Raw genomic sequence first — 18,661 nt, forward strand, 5'->3', positions numbered from 1 at the left:
CTCGGTTTGCTGCTGCCGTATCGCCGCAGCCGGCGGCGATTGCAATTATCTACCACCCGAAACAGCCCTATCGGATCGCCTGGTCGTTCTCGTCGAAGCGATGCAGGCAGGCCTTGTCCGGAGTGGCAAAAACCACGTCGTCGGCACCATAACGATGTTCGCCGAAAAGGCGTACCGTCACGAGGTCGGCCGTTTCCGTTTCGAGATAGAGGATGGTGTCGGCTCCGAGATGTTCGGCATGTACCACCCTGCCCTTCCAGTCGCCGCCCTCGCGCGACAGGGCGATATGTTCCGGCCTGATGCCGATCGTCTTCGCTCCCGTCTCTCCGAGCTTTTCAGCGGGGATGAAATTCATCTGCGGCGAGCCGATGAAGCCGGCAACGAAGATATTGGCCGGCCTGTTGTAGAGTTCCATGGGCGAGCCGACCTGCTCGATCGCGCCGGCACTGAGGACGACGATCTTGTCGGCAAGCGTCATCGCCTCCACCTGGTCGTGGGTGACATAGATCATCGTCGCCTTCAGGCGGCGGTGCAGACGGGCGATCTCAAGCCGCGTCTGGACACGCAAAGCCGCATCGAGGTTCGACAGCGGCTCGTCGAAGAGAAACAGCTTGGGTTCGCGGACAATGGCGCGGCCGATCGCGACACGCTGACGCTGGCCGCCGGAAAGCTCTGCCGGGCGACGGGCGAGATAGGGTTCGAGCGACAGCATCGACGATGCCTTGGCGACGCGCTCCTCGATCTCGGCCTTGTCGGTGCCGGCCTGCTTGAGGCCGAGGCCCATATTGTCCCTGACCGTCAGGTGCGGGTAAAGCGCATAGGATTGAAAGACCATGGCGATGCCACGTTTTGCCGGCGGCACCGTTGCCACTTCCTTGCCGTCGATCCTGATCGAACCCGAGCTTGCGTCCTCGAGCCCGGCGATGACCCGAAGCAATGTGGATTTGCCGCAACCGGACGGGCCGACGAAGATGACGAATTCGCCCTCCTCGACGTCGAGATCGATGCCCTTCAGCACTTCGTGGTCACCGAAGGCCTTGCGGATGGATTTAAGTTGCAGCGAACCCAAAAGCGTCTTCCTTGTCAAACTTGGTGGCCGGTCCGCCTCAAAGATGAACCGGTTTGCCGGTGCGCGCGCTTTCGTCTGCCGCTAGGCAGATTTTCAGCGATTGCACCGCATCGTCCATGTGGCGCGCGAGGTTGATATCCTCGCGGATGGCCCTCAGCATATAGGCCTGTTCCAGATCGCAGAGCTGCTGATGGCCGGGCTCGCCCGCCATCTTCATGTCCTCGTCTGGCCGGATGAATTTGCCGTCCGGACCTGTCTCGGCACTGTGCAAGCGGATCACCGAGGTCTTCGTATGGGTGTCGATGTCATCCGACCTGGCATTGGGATCCATGACGATCGAGACCGAGCCTTTTGGCGACATGACGTCTTTGACGAAAAAGGCGGTCTCTGAGATCATCGGCCCCCAGCCGGCCTCGTACCAGCCGACCGAGCGGTCGTCGAAGATGACCTGCAGGTGGCCGTAATTATACATGTCCGGGGCGATCTCATCGGAAAGACGCAGGCCCATGCCGCGCACCTCGACAGGTTTCGCATCGGTGATCTGGCACATGACGTCGACATAATGGACGCCGCAATCGACGATCGGCGGGGTCGTCTGCATCAGCGCCTTGTGGACGTCCCAGGTCGGCCCGGACGACTGCTGGTTCAAATTCATGCGGAAGACGTAAGGCGGGCCGAGCTTGCGGGCTTCCTCGATCAACCTGATCCAGGACGGATGGTGGCGCAGGATATAACCGATCACCAGCTTCCTGCCCGCAGCCTTCGCGGCTGCCACGACCCGTTCGGCATCGGCGACCGTGGTCGCCAGCGGCTTTTCGACGAAGACGTGGCAGCCGGCCTCGAAAGCGGCGACGGCATAATCCGCATGGCTGTCGGAATAGGTGCAGATGGCGCAGAGATCAGGTTTGAGCTCCGCCAGCGCGGCCCCGAAATCCGGATGGATCTCGTAGCCCGCAAGCGCCGGATCGAGTTTCGGCGTCGAGCGGTTGACCAGGCCGACGATCTTAAAACCCGGATCGTTGTGATAGGCGAGCGCATGGCTGCGGCCCATATTACCCAGCCCCGCCACGAGAACCCGGATCGGCTTTTCTCCGCTCATTTCACCGCTCCAGACGTGATGCCGCGGATCAGTTGCCGCGAGAAGATGACGTAAAGGACGAGGATCGGCAGGATGGCGAGCGACAAGGCCGCCAGAACCGCGTTCCAGTTGGTGACGAACTGACCGATGAAGATCTGGCTGCCGAGCGTCACCGTCTTGGTCGCTTCGGACGGGGCGAGGATCAGCGGGAACCAGAGATCGTTCCAGATCGGGATCATGGTGAAGACGGCGACCGTCGCCATGGCGGGCCGCACCAGCGGCAGGACGAGGCGGAAGAAGATCGCATATTCCGAAAGCCCATCGATGCGACCGGCGTTTTTCAGGTCGTCGGAAACGGTGCGCATGAATTCCGACAGGATGAAGATGGCGAGCGGTATGCCCTGCGCTGTATAAACGAGGATCAGCGCGGTGAGCGTGTTGACCAGGCCCGACGCCACCATGCCCTGCAGGATGGCAACCGTTCCCAGCCGGATCGGGATCATGATGCCGATCGCCATGTAGAGACCCACCAGCGCATTGCCGCGGAAGCGGTATTCGGAGAGCGCGAAGGCGGCCATGGCGCCGAACAGCAGGACGAGTGCGATCGACATGACGGTGACGATCAGGCTGTTTTGGAAATAACCGGTAAAATCCGCCTGGCCGAGTACGGTCTGGTAGCCGATCAGGCTGAAACTCGACGGCATCGGCACCTGCATCGGGTTGCGGAAGATGGCGTTGCGGTCCTTGAACGAATTGATGACCGTCAGAAACACCGGAAAGATCGCAATCAGCGTGTAGGCAATCAGCGCCAGATGCACGAGGCTGGAGCGGAGTGGGGAAGAGCGCGCCTTGTTGGACATACTGGGCTCTCCTTCAGAACTGGTAACGGCGCATGCGCCGCTGGATGGCGAAAAGATAAAACGAGACGCCGGCAAGAATGATGACGAACATCGCAGTCGCGATCGTCGCGCCCATCGACCGGTCGCCGAGCTGCAGCTGGAAACCGAAAAAGGTGCGATAAAGCAGCGTGCCGAGAATATCGGTCGACATGTCGGGACCGGCGAGAGCGCCCTGTACCGTGTAGACAAGGTCGAAGGCGTTAAAATTGCCGACGAAGGTGAGGATAGAGATGATGCCGATCGCCGGCAGTATCAGCGGCAGCTTGATCTTCCGAAACTGGCTCCAGCCGGTAATGCCGTCGCATTCGGCGGCCTCGATCACCTCCTCGGGGATGGAGAGCAGCGCCGCATAGATCAGCATCATCGGAATGCCGACATATTGCCAGACGGAGATAAGCGATACCGCGATCAGCGCAGGGCCGGACTGGCCGAGCCAGGGGGCAAACATCCATTTGGCGTCGACGAGGCTCATCAGCCAGGGCGCAACACCCCAGATCGGCGACAGAATGAGTTTCCAGATGAAACCGACGATGACGAAGGAGAGCAGTGTCGGCAGGAAGATGGCCGTGCGGTAGAAGGCGGCAAAGCGCAACTTCGGCGTCGACAGGAGTGCTGCCAGCGCGATGCCTATCGGGTTCTGCACGCACATATGGATGGCGAAAAAAATCAGGTTGTTGACGAGTGCGTTCCAGAAATCGTGCGCCCAGCGGGCGTCGCCGAACAGGACCTGATAATTGGCGATACCGACAAAGGTCGTGGCGCCATCGACTGTATTGTAGAACGAGAGGCGCAATGTCTCGATCAGCGGCAGGATCATGATCGCCGTGTAGACGAAAAAGGCCGGCGCGAGAAACACGAGGATATGCCAGCGGAACGGGCGCCTGATCGGGGCCGCTTCGGGTGGGTTGTCGGCTTCGCTCATTGGTTCCCGTCGTCTTGTTCTTGGCTGGCTGAACGGCGCAGCGCTGATGTATCTTGGCCGGCCGGCAAGGGCTTCCCCTCATCCGCCCTGCCGGGCACCTTCTCCCCGCAGGCGGGGCGAAGGAGACACGCGGCGAACGCCCAGACTTAAAGGCTGGGCAAAATGTTGCGGCATACCCTTCTCCCCGCCTGAGGGGAGAAGGTGGCGGCAGCCGGATGAGAGGCAGCGTCAGACACCACCGCTACCAAAAGGCTCACTTGCCCGGCTTGTACCAGCTGTCGAGACCCTTCTGCAGCTTTTCAGCAGCAGCGGCCGGGGTGTCGGTGCCGTTGATGACATTGGCCGATTCGACCCAGGTCTCGTTTTCAAGGTTCGGCTTGCCGCGCGAGAGGATCTGGTAGGTCGAGCGGACGGTCGGCTTGAACGTTTCGCGCCAGGAGACGAATTCCTGCGCCAGCGGATCGGCCATCTTCACCGGCGACGAATTCAGGCTGAAGAAACCAGGAAGCGCGTTGGCGTAGATTTCGGCGAATTCCGGCGAGGCAACCCAGGTTAGGAACTTCTTGGCTTCTTCCTGATGTGTGCTCTTGGCGTTGAGCGCAACGCCGATATCTGGATGGTCGGAGATATAACCCGTGTCGCCAGCCTTTGGCACCGGCGGCGGGAAGGCGCCCATCTTGAACTGCGCCTGGGTGTTGAACAGGCCGATCTCCCAGGAACCGGCCGGGAAGATGGCAGCGCGGCCGAGCGTGAAGAGGTTCTGGCTGTCGGCATAGGTCTGGGCTTCGAAACCATCGCCGAGATAGGGCTTCCACTTGGCAAGCTCCTCATACGGCTTGACCCATTCCGGATCGGTGAGCTTTTCCTTGCCCTCGATCAGTGCCTTGCGGCCGTCCTCGCCCTTCCAGTAGTTCGGGCCGATATTCTGGTAGCCCATGGTGGCGGCTTCCCAGAGGTCCTTCGTGCCCATCGCCATCGGGATATAGTTGCCGTCGGCCTTGATCTTGTCGAGGACGGCGTAGAACTCATCGACCGTCTTCGGCACGGTGAGCTTCAGCTGATCGAACGCGTCCTTGTTATAAATGAAGCCGTGAATGACCGATGCCATCGGTACGCAGAAGGTCGACTTGCCGTCATCGGTGGACCAGGCGGCCTTGGCGACAGGCGAGAAATTATCCATGCCCGACAGGCTGGTGAGATCGACGATCTGCTTCTTGTTGAAGAGTTCGAGCGATGCATCGAACGGACGGCAGGTGATGATGTCGCCGGCCGAGCCCGCATCGAGCTTGGCGTTCAGCGAGGCATTATATTCGGTCGGTGCAGTCGGCGAGAAGGTCAGCTTGATGCCGGGGTTCTTCGCTTCGAAGGCCGGGATCAGCTTTTCCTTCCAGATGGCCAGATCGTCGTTGCGCCAACTCTCGATGTTGAGCGTGACATCCGCCGCCGACGCAGCACCCGCGGACGCGAGAATGGTCGTGGCGAAAAGCATGCCTTTCAATAAACGGGTCATGATGTTCTCCCTTATTGGTTAGCGCTTTGCGGCGCGTTTCACGGTATTTTCCGTCATGTTCAGTTCCGCCAGGGCTTTCCTCAACACCTGATCGGAACGAATGAGTAGCGCCATTGCGGCGTCAGTGTCGGCAGCGCCTGCGGCCAGAAGGACGGCGATCTTCACCGATCCGTCGGCCAGCATCAGGCATTTACGGGCGTCCTCGAAGGCAATGCCGGCGATTTCGGCAACCATGCCGGCGGCACGGATACGCAGCTTCTCGTTGTCGGCGCGCAGATTGACCATATGTCCGTCATGCACATGACCGAGCTTTATCGCGGCGAGCGTGGAGAGCATGTTGAAGGCGAGCTTCTGGGCTGTGCCGGCCCCCATGCGCGTCGAGCCGGCAACGATTTCCGGTGGGGTTTCAAGCAGGACCGAAACGTCGGCGCCATCGAACAGACGCGCGCCGGGATTGTTGGCGATTGCGACGACCTTGGCACCGCGGGCGCGGGCGATATCGGCGATTTCCGCGACATAGGGCGTCGATCCGCTGGCGGAGACCGCGAGAATGCAATCACCCGCCGCGATGACGGCGGCGTCTTTTTGGGCAAGCGCCACATCGTCCTCCGGCGCGCCTTGCATGTCGGCAAGGCTGGAGATGCCGCCGGCAAGCAAGAGCACGATCTGATGGCGTTCTATCCCATAGGTTCCGGGAAGTTCGAGCGCGTCGGCCATTGCCATCAGACCGGAACTGCCTGCACCGACATAAACGAGTTTGCCTCCAGCCCGCAACGTTGCAGCCACCAGTTCCGCAGCAACGGCGAGTGCCGGAATGGCTGGGACCACCGCTTTCGCCGCCTCCTGCTGGCCGGATGCCAGCAAAGCAAGAATGTCGGCCGGAGCGCGCGTATCGAGCCCTTCCGCTTTTCCATGTCTTGCTTCGGTGGCTGTTTGGCTCATCCGTTTCTCCCTCTGGATAAAATGATGCCAAAAAAATACCAATTGTCCAGCGAGAAATTAATCTTTGTTACCCGGTTGAATTGCGGAGCCATTTGAAATTGCTAAAAGATCAATGAAAATGGGCAATTACCCCTGAAATTCGCAATCCGATCATTTCTGCCTTGGTAAATGGTATTTTTTTGGTATTATTGACTTGGAGGTACCAATGACGGGTTTCATTCTCGGGATCGATGGCGGCGGAACAAGCTGCCGGGCCGCTTTGGCAGACATGAACGGCACTGTACTCGGCCGCGGCAAGAGCGGTGCGTCCAACATCCTGACCGATCCCGATACGGCCCTCAAGCATATCAGCCAGGCTGCCGAACGTGCCTTCGATGAGGCGGGCCTTGAGCCCGATCTCGGATCGGCATCGGCCATTCTGGGGCTTGCCGGCAACAATGTCGGCGGTGCGGTCGGTTATGTGACGGCGCGCCTGCCTTTCAAAACATCAGAGATCGTCTCGGACGGGGTTATCGCGCTGCAGGGTGCGGTCGGCGACGAAGACGGCGCGATCGGCATCGTCGGCACCGGCACCGTCTATATCATCAGGCAGGCCGGCGAGTTCAGATCCATCGCAGGCTGGGGGTTTCAGGTCAGCGATCTCGGCAGCGGTGCCAGGCTTGGCCAGCTGGCATTGCAGGAAGCCCTTCTCGCCTTCGACAAGATCCGTCCGATGACGCCGCTTTCCGAAGCCATTCTCACAGAGTTTTACGGAAACCCGGAACTGATCGTCGATTTCGCGCGACTGGCAAAACCCGGCGATTTCGGCCGCTACACACCAAAAGTCTTCGATTTTGCGCAACAAGGCGATGCCACGGCGCTCAGAATTCTCGCCACCGGTGCCGGCGGCGTCGACGAAGCGCTCGATGCGGTACATGCGGTCACAGGCGGCAAGGGCAAGCTTTGCCTGCTGGGCGGGCTGGCACCGCTTTATCCGCCCTATCTCGCCGAACGACATAAGCTGCACCTTTCCGCGCCGCGCGCAGATGCCCTGACAGGTGCGGTGGAACTGGCGCTGAAAACCTATGGAAAAGCGGAGCTGCACGCATGAGCGAGGCACTGACCGCCATCCTGCCGCTCGACGGCCTGCAATCGGCAGGCGCAGGACCTCTCTATCTGAAGCTTCGGCAAAGTCTGGAAGAGGCGATCCTTTCCGGTAAACTTGGCCATGGCGATGCACTGCCGGCGGAACGCGACCTCGCCGATTATGCCAATGTCAGCCGGGTGACGGTGCGGAAAGCCGTCGACGATCTGGTTCGTGACGGGTTGCTCACCCGCCGGCACGGGTCCGGAACCTTTGTCGTCAAGCCGCTGTCACGCGTCGAGCAACCGCTGACGAGGCTCACCTCGTTCACCGAGGACATGGCGCGGCGCGGGCTTGTCTCGCGCTCGGAATGGCTGGAGCGCGGGCTTTTCCATCCGTCGCCGGAGGAGATGATGATGCTGGGGCTTGCCCCCGGCACGATGGTTGCAAGGATCGGGCGGTTGCGCTTCGGCAACGACATGCCGCTTGCAATCGAGCGGGCCAGCATTTCCGCCGAATTCCTGCCCGATCCGGCTTCGCTGCAGGCATCGCTCTACGCGGAACTGGAAAAGAAAGATGCGCGACCGGTGCGGGCCATCCAGCGGATCTCCGCCACCAATATGAAAAAGATCGATGCCGGCCTCCTTGAAGTGCCGATCGAGGCTGCCGGCCTGTCGATCGAACGGGTTTCCTATCTCGCGTCCGGCCGGGTGGTGGAACTTACCCGGTCGCTTTATCGCGGCGACGCCTATGATTTCGTGGCTGAGCTCTCGCTCGGCGAAAACTGACAATTTGAGGACGACAGCATGCAGACCCATATGCGCCAGGAGATCAACGAGATACCGGAAGCGGCAGCACGCCTGCTCGACCGATCGGCTGCCGATCTTGCCAAGGCTGGGCGGGCGCTGCAGGACAAGGATCCGGCCTTCCTGGTGACGATCGCACGCGGTTCTTCCGATCATGCGGCAACCTTCATCAAATATGCGGTCGAGCTGACGGCCGGCCGGCCGGTTGCGTCACTCGGCCCGTCGCTTGCGTCAATCTACGGTGCCAAATTGCAGCTCGGCGGTGGCGCTGCGCTCGCCATCTCGCAATCGGGCAAGAGCCCCGACATCGTCGCCATGGCAGAAGCGGCAACGCGAAGCGGCGCGGTCACCGTGGCTCTGACAAACACGCTGCCCTCGCCGATAACCCACGCGTCTCTGCACGGCGTCGACATCAATGCCGGCCCCGAACTTGCGGTCGCAGCGACAAAATCCTTCGTCAATTCGATTGTTGCGGGGCTGGCGCTGATTGCCGAATGGACTGTCGACGATGCTCTCAAAGTCGCCGTCCGCGCCCTGCCCGACCATTTGGCCAAGGCCGTCGCACTCGACTGGAGCGACTTCGCCAATCAGCTGGGTGACGCGGAATCTCTCTACATGCTCGGCCGCGGACCGGCTCTGGCGATTGCCAGCGAGGCGGCGCTGAAATTCAAGGAAACCTCGAACATGCATGCCGAGGCCTATTCCGCCGCCGAAGTGCTGCATGGACCGGTGGCATTGGTGGAAAACAGCTTTCCGGTTCTCGCGTTTGCAGCCCGCGATGCGGCAGAAAAATCCGTCACCGAGATCGTCGATAGTCTTGCCGGCAAGCGCGCGCTTGCGTTTGCGACATCCGATAATGTGACGGCCGCACGCAAGCTGCCCTTTGTCGCGACCGGCCATCCGCTGACAGATGCGCTGGCGCTGATCGTGCCGTTCTACGGTTTCGTCGAAGCCTGGTCGCGCTCCAAGGGTTTTAATCCCGACCAGCCGGCAGCCCTGAAAAAGGTCACCGAAACGCTATGACCCAGACCAAGGCTCTCATCGGCACGCGCATCTTCGACGGTGCGGACTGGCACGAGAATTCCGCCGTCGTTTTCGACGGTGCAAAGGTCATCGCGATCCGGCCGGTCGCCTCGCTGGCAACGGGGATCGAGACCATCGACGGCGGCGAGATCATCGCGCCGGGCTTCATCGACCTGCAGGTCAATGGCGGCGGCGGGGTGCTGCTCAACGAGGAACCGACTGTCGCGGGTATCGCAACGATCTGTGCCGCGCATGCAAAATTCGGCACAACCGCGCTTTTACCGACACTGATCACCGATACGTTCGAGGTGACGTCGCGCACGGTCGCCGCCGGTGTGGCGGCCAAGGGCCGGGGCGTTGCGGGATTTCTCGGCCTGCATCTGGAAGGCCCGCACCTGTCGATTGCCCGCAAGGGCGCGCATGATCCGACACTGATCCGGCCGATGGACGACCGCGATCTCACACTTATCCTCTCCTGCGGCTCGGCACTCGACGCGCTGATGGTGACGGTCGCCCCGGAAAGCGTGTCGCCGGAACAGGTCATGACGCTTGCTAAGGCCGGCATCACGGTCAGCCTCGGCCATACGGAGGCGAGCTACGAGACCGCGCGCATCTATGCAAAGGCCGGCGCACGGACAGTGACCCACCTGTTCAACGCGATGAGCCCGCTCGGTCATCGAGAACCCGGCATGGTCGGCGCAGCACTCGATAGCGAAGCGCTTCATGCCGGCATGATCGCCGATGGCATCCATGTTCATCCGGCGGCGATGGGCATTGCGCTGCGCGCCAAGAACGGGCCGGGCAAGATCTTCCTCGTCACCGACGCGATGAGCCCGATCGGGACCGACATGACATCGTTTACGCTGAATGGTCGCAAGATCCTGCGCCGGGATGGGCGTTTGACGCTTGCGGACGGTACGCTCGCAGGCGCCGATATCGACATGGCATCTTCGGTTCGGCTCGTGCACCGGACCCTCGACCTGCCGCTGGAAGAAGCCTTGCGGATGGCGTCCGTCTATCCGGCGGAGGCCGCGCAGGTCGCGACGACCAAGGGCGCCATCAAACCCGGATATGACGCAGATTTCGTCGTGCTGAACGACAATCTCGAAGCACAGAGTACATGGATCGGTGGTGATCGCGTCTACCGGCGCTGATCAGTTCGCAGCGGGAAAGACGACACGCACTTTCAGGCCGCGGCCCCCGGCTCCGCCGTCGAGGCCAAGGTTTGCACCATGCAGCCTGGCGATCTCTTCGACGATCGGCAGGCCAAGACCGGTTCCCTGCCGTTCACCCGTCTCTCCACGTTCGAAACGCTTCAGCACGATTTCTCGCCGCTCGGCCGGAATACCCGGGCCGTTATCCTCGACCTCCAGAATCGCTCGGGCTTCCTGCAAACCGACGCGCACCGTCACCTCGGCGCCGGTACCGGCATAAAGCAGCGCGTTGGAAACGAGGTTCTTCACCAGTTCGCCGATCAGGATCGGTTCGACAACGACTTTCACCTGGTCTTCGCCTTCAAAACCGAGATCGATACCGGCCTCGCCGGCACGCGGCACCTGATCGGCCGTAACCGTGCGGGCAAGATCAACAAGATCGATCTCGCGCATTGCGTTTGAGCGTGCAGAGGCATCGATCCGCGCCATCAACAGCAGCTGGGCGAGGATGCGCTCGGCGTCGCCTACCGCTTCATCCGCCTTTTCCGCCGCCTGCCGCGCCTCGACCAGATTGTCGGTGCGCCCTGCCAGTGCAAGCTGGGTGCGGACGATCGCAAGCGGCGTGCGCACCTGGTGCCCGGCATTGCCAGTGAAGTGACGCAGCGCATCGAAGGCGCCCTCAAGCCGCACCATGAAGGAATTGACGGTATCGACCAGTCCCTGAACCTCGTTCGGCACCCGTTCGGTGATCGGATGCAGATCGTCGGGACTGCGCTCGGCAAGAGCCTCGCTGAAGCGATAGAGCGGGCGAAGCGACAGGGTGACGGCCACCCAGACGATCGCTGCCGCGCCGAGGATCATGAAGAGGATACGCAGCGCAGAGCGAAACAGGATCGCATGCGTGAGCTGCTGGCGGGCGATGGTTGTTTCAGCAACCGTGACGGTGAAAGGCACCGAATTGATCCCCGTCGAGGCGGAACGGGCAAGCGCCGCGACCCGGATCGGTTCGCCACGAAAGCTGGAATCGCCGAAGGCTGCCGCCTGCCCCTCGCGCCGCGTGATCGACGGCAGGTTCTGGTAGCCGGTGACGAAATTTCCGGGCGGCCCGTCGACCCGATAAAACACCCGATCCTGCGCAGCGGATGTCAGCATTTCCAGCGCGACATAGGGAATATCCACTTCCAGCGAGCCGTCCTCGGAAACGATCACCCGTTCGGCAATGGCAAGCGCCGATCCGGCCAGTACCCGATCGGAAACTTCGTTGGCGGTGTCGATCGCCTCGTCCCAGGTGTCGATCATGGCGATGGCGCCGATCATGGCGGTCGAAACGAGCAGCCATGCCAACAGGCGGCGGCGCAGCGAATAGGCGCTTGCGGCCATAACCGTCATGGCAAGGCACTCGCGGCTTCAAGATAATAACCGATGCCGCGCGCCGTCTTGACAGTCAGCCCGTGCACCGCAAGTCTTCTCCTTAGCCGGCTCACATATTGCTCGATGGCATTGGCCGACAGGTCATCGTCGAAACCCGTCAGCGAGGCGACGATCGCCTCCTTGGAGACCACCTTGCCCATTCTGAGGAACAGCAGTTCCAGAAGGGCGATTTCCCGTGCCGGGATATCGAGCGGCGTACCATTGCAGGAAAATGTGCGCGAGACGAGATCGAAGGTGACACCGCCATGGCTGATCAACGACGTGCGCAACCCGGCCTGACGGCGCAGAAGCACCCTGATGCGCGCCTCGAATTCCGACACGTCGAAGGGTTTGATCATATAGTCGTCGGCCCCGAGATCGAGGCCGCGAACACGCTCTTCCGGTAACCCCCTTGCGGTCAGGATCATCACAGCGGCGCGGTTCTGCCGCGCGCGCATGGAGCGCAGGACATCGAGACCGTCCATTTCCGGCAGGTTCAGGTCAAGGATAACGAGATCATAGGCCTGCGCCGCTGCCGCCGCTTCGGCAGAGGCACCGTCGGCCACGAAATCGACGACATAACCGCTGCCGCGCAGGATGGCGCACAGGCCATCGGCCAGAGCAAGATTGTCCTCGACCAGCAATATGCGCATGAAACTCCCCCGCTTCGTGCCGATTATAGAGGCCGATGCGGGGAAGTCACGAATCTACGTCGCTTATCGTTACGGACGGCCGAGATAATCCAGCTTGCCGACGGGCACGCCCTTGTGACGCAGGATCGCGTAGGCGGTGGTGACGTGGAAATAGAAATTCGGCAGCGCGAAACCGAGTACATAGCTCTTGCCGGTGAAGTGCGTTTCGCCCGCACGGGTCTTGACCACGACATCGACATCGTCGCGATCGGCCATGGTTGCCGGAACAGCGCCGTTGAGAAAATCGACGGTCTTGCCGATGCGCGCATGGAGATCGGCGAAAGTCACTTCCTCATCGGCCATGGGCACGTTCTCGGCGGCACCAAGACGCACCGGTACGAATTTTGCCGCATCGCTTGCCCGCTGAATCTGACCGGTCAGCGGCAGCATGTCCTCGATCAGCCGAGCTTCGAGAAGCTCCTTGTGGGCGATGCCCTTTTCGTCGGCGAAAGCCTCGCCCTTCTTGAGGATTTCGGTGAGGCTGGCAAAACCGCGCAGGAAGGCCGGGACGGAAACATCATAGAGCGAAAGCGACATGGTCGAACCTCGTTGAACATTGCGACGTGAAGGTTGCCCACACTTAGGAACGCCGAATGACGAAACAAGGCGGTCCGGGACGAAGCGGACGGCCTGTTGCAGAAGCGCCCGCTCGTGCAGCGACTTGCCGCAGGCGACGGGCTCATGCATTCTGATCGGCATGAAGCGGCTATTGTTCCTCTGTCTCTGTCTTTTCGGGCTCTGTCCCGCCCTTGTGCCGCGTGGGAGCATCGCCAGCGTGCTGATGTTTCCCGCCCTTTCGGGCAAGGCGGACAGTGCCGTGCTGACGGTCTATTCGTCGCTGGACGAGGCGCTTGCAAAGCCGATGATCGCAGGGTTCCAAACCGCCAACCCGGATATCGCCGTCGCCTACGAGGACATGCTGACAGGCGAAATATACGACCGCATCGTTCGCGAAACCGATGCGGGCAAAAAAACGGCCGACTTCGCCTTTTCGTCGGCCATGGATCTGCAGGTCAAACTTGCCAATGACGGTTATGCGCAAAAAAGCGACCTGCCGATGAGCGGGCAATGGCCGCAATGGGCGAACTGGCGCAACACCGTCTACGCGCTGACTTTCGAGCCTGCCGTGTTCGTCTATCACAAGCCGAGCTTCCTGACCGAGGCGCCGCCGGCCACCAGAGCCGAATTCATCACCTTCCTGCACAAGCATGGCGATGCCGTGCATGGACGGATCGGGACCTATGACATCGAGCGCTCGGGCGTCGGTTTCCTGTTCATGTCGCGCGATCAGGAACAGTTTGGCGACATTTGGTCGGTGGTCCGGGCGATGGGATCTGCCGGGGTGAAACTCTACTCGACCAGCGGTGCCATCTTGGAGCGGGTGGCGGACGGGCGTTTCCTTCTCGGCTACAATATCGTCGGCTCCTATGCCGCCGACTGGGCATCGCGCGATCCGAATGTCGGCATCGTCCTGCCGAAGGACTATACCGTGGTGATGTCGCGTATCGGGCTTGTTCCCCAGGCCGCCGCCAATCCCGATCTCGGCAAGCGGTATCTGGAATTCTTCATGTCGAGAGAAGGCCAGACGATCATGGCCCGCAAGCTGCAGATCCCCGCCGTCAGCCCGGAAGTCGCCGGCAACAATACCGCGACGACGATGCGTGAAATTCTCGGCGGCCAGCTGAAACCGGTGCCGGTCAGCCTTGGGCTGATGGTCTATCTCGACCAGGTCAAGCGGGCACGGCTGATCTCGAAATGGAATGAGGAACTGCGACATCAATAGGACTTGAAAAGTGCTGGCGCCTTGATGGCGCTTGCTGCAAGAATGACAGCCGTCAAGCGATGTCAGGTAAATGTCAGGTTGTTATGATCGCTTGAGCGCATTCGGTGCCCATGGAGGTGGGAGCCGTCGATAACGGGGGGAGAACAGCAGGCGGAACAATCGCCTTGCCCGACACATCCTCACGTTGCGTAAAAACACTTCGTCCCGCGGGACGACAACGGAGGACATACCCTTGAAACATTTCTTGCTCGCTTCCTTCCTTGCAGGTGCAGTCGCCCTTCCGGCAGCTGCGGCCGATTATTCGATCATGGCACCGGCAGCGCCGGGCGGTGGCTGGGACCAGACCGCACGCACGATGCAGAACGTGCTGCAGCAGGAGAAGATCTCCAACCGCGTCCAGGTGATGAACGTTCCCGGCGCCGGTGGCACGATCGGGATTGCCCAGTTCGCCAGCCAGCAGAAGGGCAATGCGAACGCGCTGATGGTCGGCGGCTACGTGATGGTCGGCGCGATCCTCACCAACAAGTCGCCGGTGACGCTTAAGGATGTCACACCGATCGCACGGCTGACCGGCGAATACGAAGTGGTCGTTGTGCCATCATCGTCCGACATCAAGACGATAGGCGATCTCGTCACCAAGCTGAAGGCTGATCCGGGTTCGGTTTCCTGGGGTGGCGGCTCGGCCGGCGGTACCGACCATATCGGTGCAGGCCTGATCGCCAAGGCGGCCGGCGTTGATCCGACCAAGATCAACTATATCGCATTTTCCGGCGGCGGCGAAGCATTGGCCGCCATTCTCGGCAGCCAGGTGACGGCCGGCATCTCGTCCTACGGCGAGTTCGAAAGCCAGATCAAGGCGGGTTCGCTGCGGCTTCTGGCGATCTCCTCCGACAAGAAGATCGACGGCATCGATGCCCCGACGCTGAAGGAAAGCGGCCTCGACGTGGTGCTGCAGAACTGGCGCATGGTTGCCGCCGGCCCGGGTATTACCGACGAGCAGAAAAAGGCGATCACGGCCGATATCGAGAAGCTCGCCAAGTCGGCGAAGTGGCAGGAAAACCTGAAGACCAAGGGCTGGATGGACACCTATCTCTCCGGTCCTGCCTTCGACGAACAGCTTGCCAAGGATATCGCCTCCACGGAGACGATCCTGAAAGAAATCGGACTGGTTAAATGAGCCTCGACACCAACAAGACCAGCAGTCAGCGCCGCCCGGATTGGGCGGCGCTTGTCATCGCCGCCGTTCTCGCCATCGTTGCCGTCGTCATATTCGTCGACATGTCCCGCCTGACGAGCACGACCGGCTATTCGCCTGTCGGCCCTGCTTCGGTGCCTTACTGGATCGCCTTCGGGCTGGTCGGACTTGCCATATGGACGGTGTTTGCGGCCTTCCGTCATGATTTCCCCGAGCGGGAGAAACAGGAAGTCAGCCCGGTCCTGTGGGTTGTCGGCGGCCTTCTCGCCCAGATGATCCTGATCCGCTTCGCCGGCTTCTCCATTGCCACCGGTCTCTTGTTCGGCCTCTCCGCCCGCGGCTTCGGCGCGCGCAGGCTGCATATCAGCATCCCGGTCGGTATCGTCATCTGTCTTGCCATCTGGTGGCTGTTTGCGGGCGTCTTGCAGCTCTCGCTTCCCGCCGGCCCGCTTGAAAACCTGCTCCAGTAACGGGGTCGGGGAGTGAAATCATGAGCACATTCGAATTCCTTCTCCAGGGCCTGGTATCAGCCTCGGAGCCGATGAACCTCTTTTACGCGCTGGTCGGCGTGACACTCGGCACCATGGTCGGCGTCCTGCCGGGCATCGGCCCGGCGACCACCGTGGCGCTTTTGCTTCCGGTCACCTACCAGCTCGATGCCACCGGATCGCTGATCATGTTTGCCGGCATCTATTACGGCGGCATGTATGGCGGTTCGACCACCTCGATCCTGTTGAACACGCCGGGTGAAAGCGCCTCTATCGTCACCGCGCTCGAGGGCAACAAGATGGCCCGCGCAGGACGCGGCGGACCGGCACTTGCGACAGCGGCGATCGGCTCGTTCGTCGCCGGCCTGATCGCGACGCTGGCACTCGCCTTCATCGCCCCCTATATCGTCAAGCTGGCGCTGGTCTTCGGCCCTCGCGAATATTTCGCGCTGATGGTGCTCGCCTTCGTTACCGTTTCGTCGGCCTTCGGCAATTCGACTTTGCGCGGCCTTACCTCGCTGTTCATCGGCCTTGCCCTGTCGCTTGTCGGCATCGACCAGCTGACCGGCCAGAACCGCCTGTCCTTCGGCGTGCCGGACCTGCTCGACGGGATCGAAGTCACGACCATGGCGGTTGCGATGTTTGCGATCGGCGAAACGCTGTTCATCGCCGCCCAGGGCGCTCAGGCACCCGACAAGATCGAGGCGATCAAGGGTTCCGTCTGGATGAACGCGCAGGACTGGGCGCGCTCGTGGAAAGCCTGGCTGCGCGGTACCGTGATCGGCTTCCCGATCGGCGCCATGCCGGCCGGCGGTGCGGAAATCGGCACGTTCCTCTCCTATGCGACGGAAAAGAAGCTCTCCAAACATCCGGAAGAATTCGGCAATGGCGCAATCGAAGGTGTCGCCGGCCCCGAGGCTGCAAACAACGCATCGGCCGCGGGCACGCTTGTGCCGCTGCTGACGCTCGGCCTGCCGACCTCGGCGACCGCCGCGATCATGCTCGCCGGCTTCCAGCAATACGGCCTGCAGCCCGGCCCGTTGCTGTTTGCGACCAACCCTCAGCTGGTCTGGGGCCTGATTGCTTCGCTTTTGATCGCCAACCTGATGCTGCTGATCCTGAACCTGCCGCTGATCGGTCTCTGGGTGCGTCTGCTGACGATCCCGAAGCCATGGCTTTATGCCGGCATTCTGGTGTTTGCGACACTCGGAACGATCGGCGCCAACCCGTCGGTCTTCGAACTGGCCATGCTTCTGCTGTTTGGCCTGATCGCATACGTCATGCGCGTGTTCGACTATCCGATCGCACCGGTCATCGTCGGCCTGATCCTCGGGCCGCTCGCCGAACAGCAGCTGCGCCGTGCGCTGTCGATCAGCCAGGGCGACGTGACGGTGCTGTTCACCTCGCCGATCGCCGCCGGCCTGCTGCTGCTTGCGGCAACGGCCCTGATCCTGCCGCTGGTGCTGCGCATGCGGGGCCGCGGTGACGTGCTGACACAGATGGCGGCCAGCGAAGACTGAGACGAAACAGTCCTCCCAAGGGCGAAAAAAGCCCGGCATTTCGTCAAGATATGCCGGGCTTTTTTTATGGGTCTCGCGTCATCCTTGGCCTAGTGCCAGGAATCCAATCACGTCTTCAAAGGCGCAACGTTGGCAGATACTCGGCTTAAGGCCGAGCATGACGGATCGGCGACGTCAGTGGCCGAAAACGGACCATCCCGTCCGTTCGGCAAGCATTTCCAGCGCCAGCGAACCGACCAGCGAATTGCCGTTGTGATTGAGGCCCGGCGACCAGACCGCGATCGATGCGCGGCCCGGCGCCACCGCCATGATGCCGCCGCCGACGCCGCTTTTGCCCGGCAGGCCGACGCGGTAGGCGAATTCACCCGAGCCGTCATAATGACCGCAGGTCAGCATCAGCGCATTGATGCGCCGCGCCCTCTGGCTCGACACGACGGTATGGCCGGTCAACGGGTTGCGGCCATTGGCGGCGAGGAAAAGGCCGGATCTGGCCAGCTGGGTGCAGGTCATGGCGATCGCGCAATGGTGGAAATAGACGCCGAGAACATGCTCGACCGGATGAGTGAGCTTGCCGAAGGAGCGCATGAAATTGGCAAGCGCGAAATTTCGGTACCCCGTCGCCTCTTCGGATTTCGCCACCGCCGGATCGATGGCAATCGTTTCATCCTCGGCCAGATAACGAACGAAACGCAGGATCTCTCCGATCGCCTCGCGTGGCGTATGTCCGGCAAGGACAAGATCGCTCACCGCGATCGCACCGGCATTGATGAAGGGATTGCGCGGCTTGCCCTCTTCATGCTCCAGCTGGACGATGGAGTTGAAGGCCGAGCCCGAGGGCTCACGACCGACGCGGTTCCAGGTCGTCTCGCCATGCTTGCCGAGCGCCAGCGTCAGGGTGAAGACCTTGGAGACGCTCTGGATCGAAAACGGCTCGTCGCAATCGCCGGCGCTGTGAACCTTGCCGTCGACGGTTGCTATGGCAATGCCGAATTTCGTCGGGTCGACATGGGCAAGCTGGGGGATGTAGTCGGCAACCTTGCCTTCGCCGAGCCGCTTCTGCAGCTTGAGATGGATTTCTTCGACGATTGCCTGCAGGTCGTCCGTCAT

General features: G+C 61.5%; 18 protein-coding genes. 8 read left to right on the forward strand and 10 right to left on the reverse strand.

Going from position 1 to position 18,661, the window contains the following annotated elements:
* Positions 1–67 precede the first annotated feature (67 nt).
* From AC2GXZ_RS11545 to AC2GXZ_RS11570, 6 genes are all read right to left on the reverse strand, one after another.
* Positions 68–1,069 carry an ABC transporter ATP-binding protein gene (locus AC2GXZ_RS11545; RefSeq protein ID WP_483759275.1) on the reverse strand — a complete coding sequence of 334 codons (1,002 nt, stop codon included), beginning with the start codon at positions 1,067–1,069 and terminating at the stop codon, positions 68–70.
* 37 nt (positions 1,070–1,106) lie between these two features.
* Positions 1,107–2,168 carry a Gfo/Idh/MocA family protein gene (locus AC2GXZ_RS11550; RefSeq protein ID WP_483759276.1) on the reverse strand — a complete coding sequence of 354 codons (1,062 nt, stop codon included), beginning with the start codon at positions 2,166–2,168 and terminating at the stop codon, positions 1,107–1,109.
* Entirely contained in the window at positions 2,165–3,007 is an 843-nt protein-coding gene (locus AC2GXZ_RS11555) for a carbohydrate ABC transporter permease (RefSeq protein WP_483759277.1), read from the reverse strand. The genes AC2GXZ_RS11550 and AC2GXZ_RS11555 overlap by 4 nt, the downstream gene beginning before the upstream one ends.
* A gap of 13 nt (positions 3,008–3,020) precedes the next feature.
* On the reverse strand, positions 3,021–3,968 hold the full coding sequence (locus AC2GXZ_RS11560; protein WP_483759278.1) for a carbohydrate ABC transporter permease: 948 nt from the start codon (positions 3,966–3,968) through the stop codon (positions 3,021–3,023).
* A gap of 253 nt (positions 3,969–4,221) precedes the next feature.
* On the reverse strand, positions 4,222–5,478 hold the full coding sequence (locus AC2GXZ_RS11565) for an ABC transporter substrate-binding protein (protein ID WP_483759279.1): 1,257 nt from the start codon (positions 5,476–5,478) through the stop codon (positions 4,222–4,224).
* Positions 5,479–5,496: 18 nt separating this feature from the next.
* Positions 5,497–6,420: an N-acetylmuramic acid 6-phosphate etherase gene (locus tag AC2GXZ_RS11570; protein ID WP_483759280.1), complete on the reverse strand. Its 924-nt coding sequence runs from the start codon at positions 6,418–6,420 to the stop codon at positions 5,497–5,499.
* 205 nt (positions 6,421–6,625) lie between these two features.
* Here AC2GXZ_RS11570 and AC2GXZ_RS11575 point away from each other — a divergent pair, with 205 nt between their 5' ends.
* The 4 genes from AC2GXZ_RS11575 to nagA are packed head-to-tail and all read left to right on the forward strand — an operon-like array spanning position 6,626 to position 10,466.
* Positions 6,626–7,510, forward strand: a complete 885-nt coding sequence (locus tag AC2GXZ_RS11575; RefSeq protein ID WP_483759281.1) for a glucosamine kinase nucleotide-binding domain-containing protein — start codon at positions 6,626–6,628, stop codon at positions 7,508–7,510.
* The gene (locus AC2GXZ_RS11580; protein ID WP_483759282.1) at positions 7,507–8,271 is read left to right on the forward strand and encodes a GntR family transcriptional regulator; all 765 of its coding nucleotides are present in this window, start codon (positions 7,507–7,509) and stop codon (positions 8,269–8,271) included. Before AC2GXZ_RS11575 ends, AC2GXZ_RS11580 begins: the two co-directional genes overlap by 4 nt.
* Before the next feature lie 18 nt (positions 8,272–8,289).
* Positions 8,290–9,312, forward strand: a complete 1,023-nt coding sequence (locus AC2GXZ_RS11585; protein WP_483759283.1) for an SIS domain-containing protein — start codon at positions 8,290–8,292, stop codon at positions 9,310–9,312.
* Positions 9,309–10,466: an N-acetylglucosamine-6-phosphate deacetylase gene (nagA, locus tag AC2GXZ_RS11590; RefSeq protein ID WP_483759284.1), complete on the forward strand. Its 1,158-nt coding sequence runs from the start codon at positions 9,309–9,311 to the stop codon at positions 10,464–10,466. The genes AC2GXZ_RS11585 and nagA overlap by 4 nt, the downstream gene beginning before the upstream one ends.
* On the opposite strand, the gene AC2GXZ_RS11595 is transcribed toward nagA, so the two are convergent.
* From AC2GXZ_RS11595 to AC2GXZ_RS11605, 3 genes are all read right to left on the reverse strand, one after another.
* The gene (locus AC2GXZ_RS11595) at positions 10,467–11,846 is read right to left on the reverse strand and encodes a sensor histidine kinase (protein ID WP_483759421.1); all 1,380 of its coding nucleotides are present in this window, start codon (positions 11,844–11,846) and stop codon (positions 10,467–10,469) included.
* Positions 11,847–11,851: 5 nt separating this feature from the next.
* Positions 11,852–12,529 carry a response regulator gene (locus tag AC2GXZ_RS11600; protein WP_483759285.1) on the reverse strand — a complete coding sequence of 226 codons (678 nt, stop codon included), beginning with the start codon at positions 12,527–12,529 and terminating at the stop codon, positions 11,852–11,854.
* A 69-nt stretch (positions 12,530–12,598) separates the two neighbouring features.
* Positions 12,599–13,267 carry a DUF1993 domain-containing protein gene (locus AC2GXZ_RS11605; RefSeq protein ID WP_483759286.1) on the reverse strand — a complete coding sequence of 223 codons (669 nt, stop codon included), beginning with the start codon at positions 13,265–13,267 and terminating at the stop codon, positions 12,599–12,601.
* Here AC2GXZ_RS11605 and AC2GXZ_RS11610 point away from each other — a divergent pair.
* The 4 genes from AC2GXZ_RS11610 (at position 13,266) to AC2GXZ_RS11625 (ending at position 17,554) form a co-directional block, all read left to right on the forward strand.
* On the forward strand, positions 13,266–14,351 hold the full coding sequence (locus tag AC2GXZ_RS11610) for an ABC transporter substrate-binding protein (RefSeq protein ID WP_483759287.1): 1,086 nt from the start codon (positions 13,266–13,268) through the stop codon (positions 14,349–14,351). The genes AC2GXZ_RS11605 and AC2GXZ_RS11610 overlap by 2 nt on opposite strands.
* Positions 14,352–14,583: 232 nt before the next feature.
* The gene (locus AC2GXZ_RS11615; protein WP_483759288.1) at positions 14,584–15,528 is read left to right on the forward strand and encodes a Bug family tripartite tricarboxylate transporter substrate binding protein; all 945 of its coding nucleotides are present in this window, start codon (positions 14,584–14,586) and stop codon (positions 15,526–15,528) included.
* Positions 15,525–16,016 carry a tripartite tricarboxylate transporter TctB family protein gene (locus tag AC2GXZ_RS11620; RefSeq protein WP_483759289.1) on the forward strand — a complete coding sequence of 164 codons (492 nt, stop codon included), beginning with the start codon at positions 15,525–15,527 and terminating at the stop codon, positions 16,014–16,016. The genes AC2GXZ_RS11615 and AC2GXZ_RS11620 overlap by 4 nt, the downstream gene beginning before the upstream one ends.
* A gap of 20 nt (positions 16,017–16,036) precedes the next feature.
* The gene (locus tag AC2GXZ_RS11625) at positions 16,037–17,554 is read left to right on the forward strand and encodes a tripartite tricarboxylate transporter permease (protein ID WP_483759290.1); all 1,518 of its coding nucleotides are present in this window, start codon (positions 16,037–16,039) and stop codon (positions 17,552–17,554) included.
* A 174-nt stretch (positions 17,555–17,728) separates the two neighbouring features.
* On the opposite strand, the gene AC2GXZ_RS11630 is transcribed toward AC2GXZ_RS11625, so the two are convergent.
* Positions 17,729–18,661: a glutaminase gene (locus tag AC2GXZ_RS11630; protein ID WP_483759291.1), complete on the reverse strand. Its 933-nt coding sequence runs from the start codon at positions 18,659–18,661 to the stop codon at positions 17,729–17,731.

The organism is Aliirhizobium sp. YIM B11859, assembly GCF_057163345.1.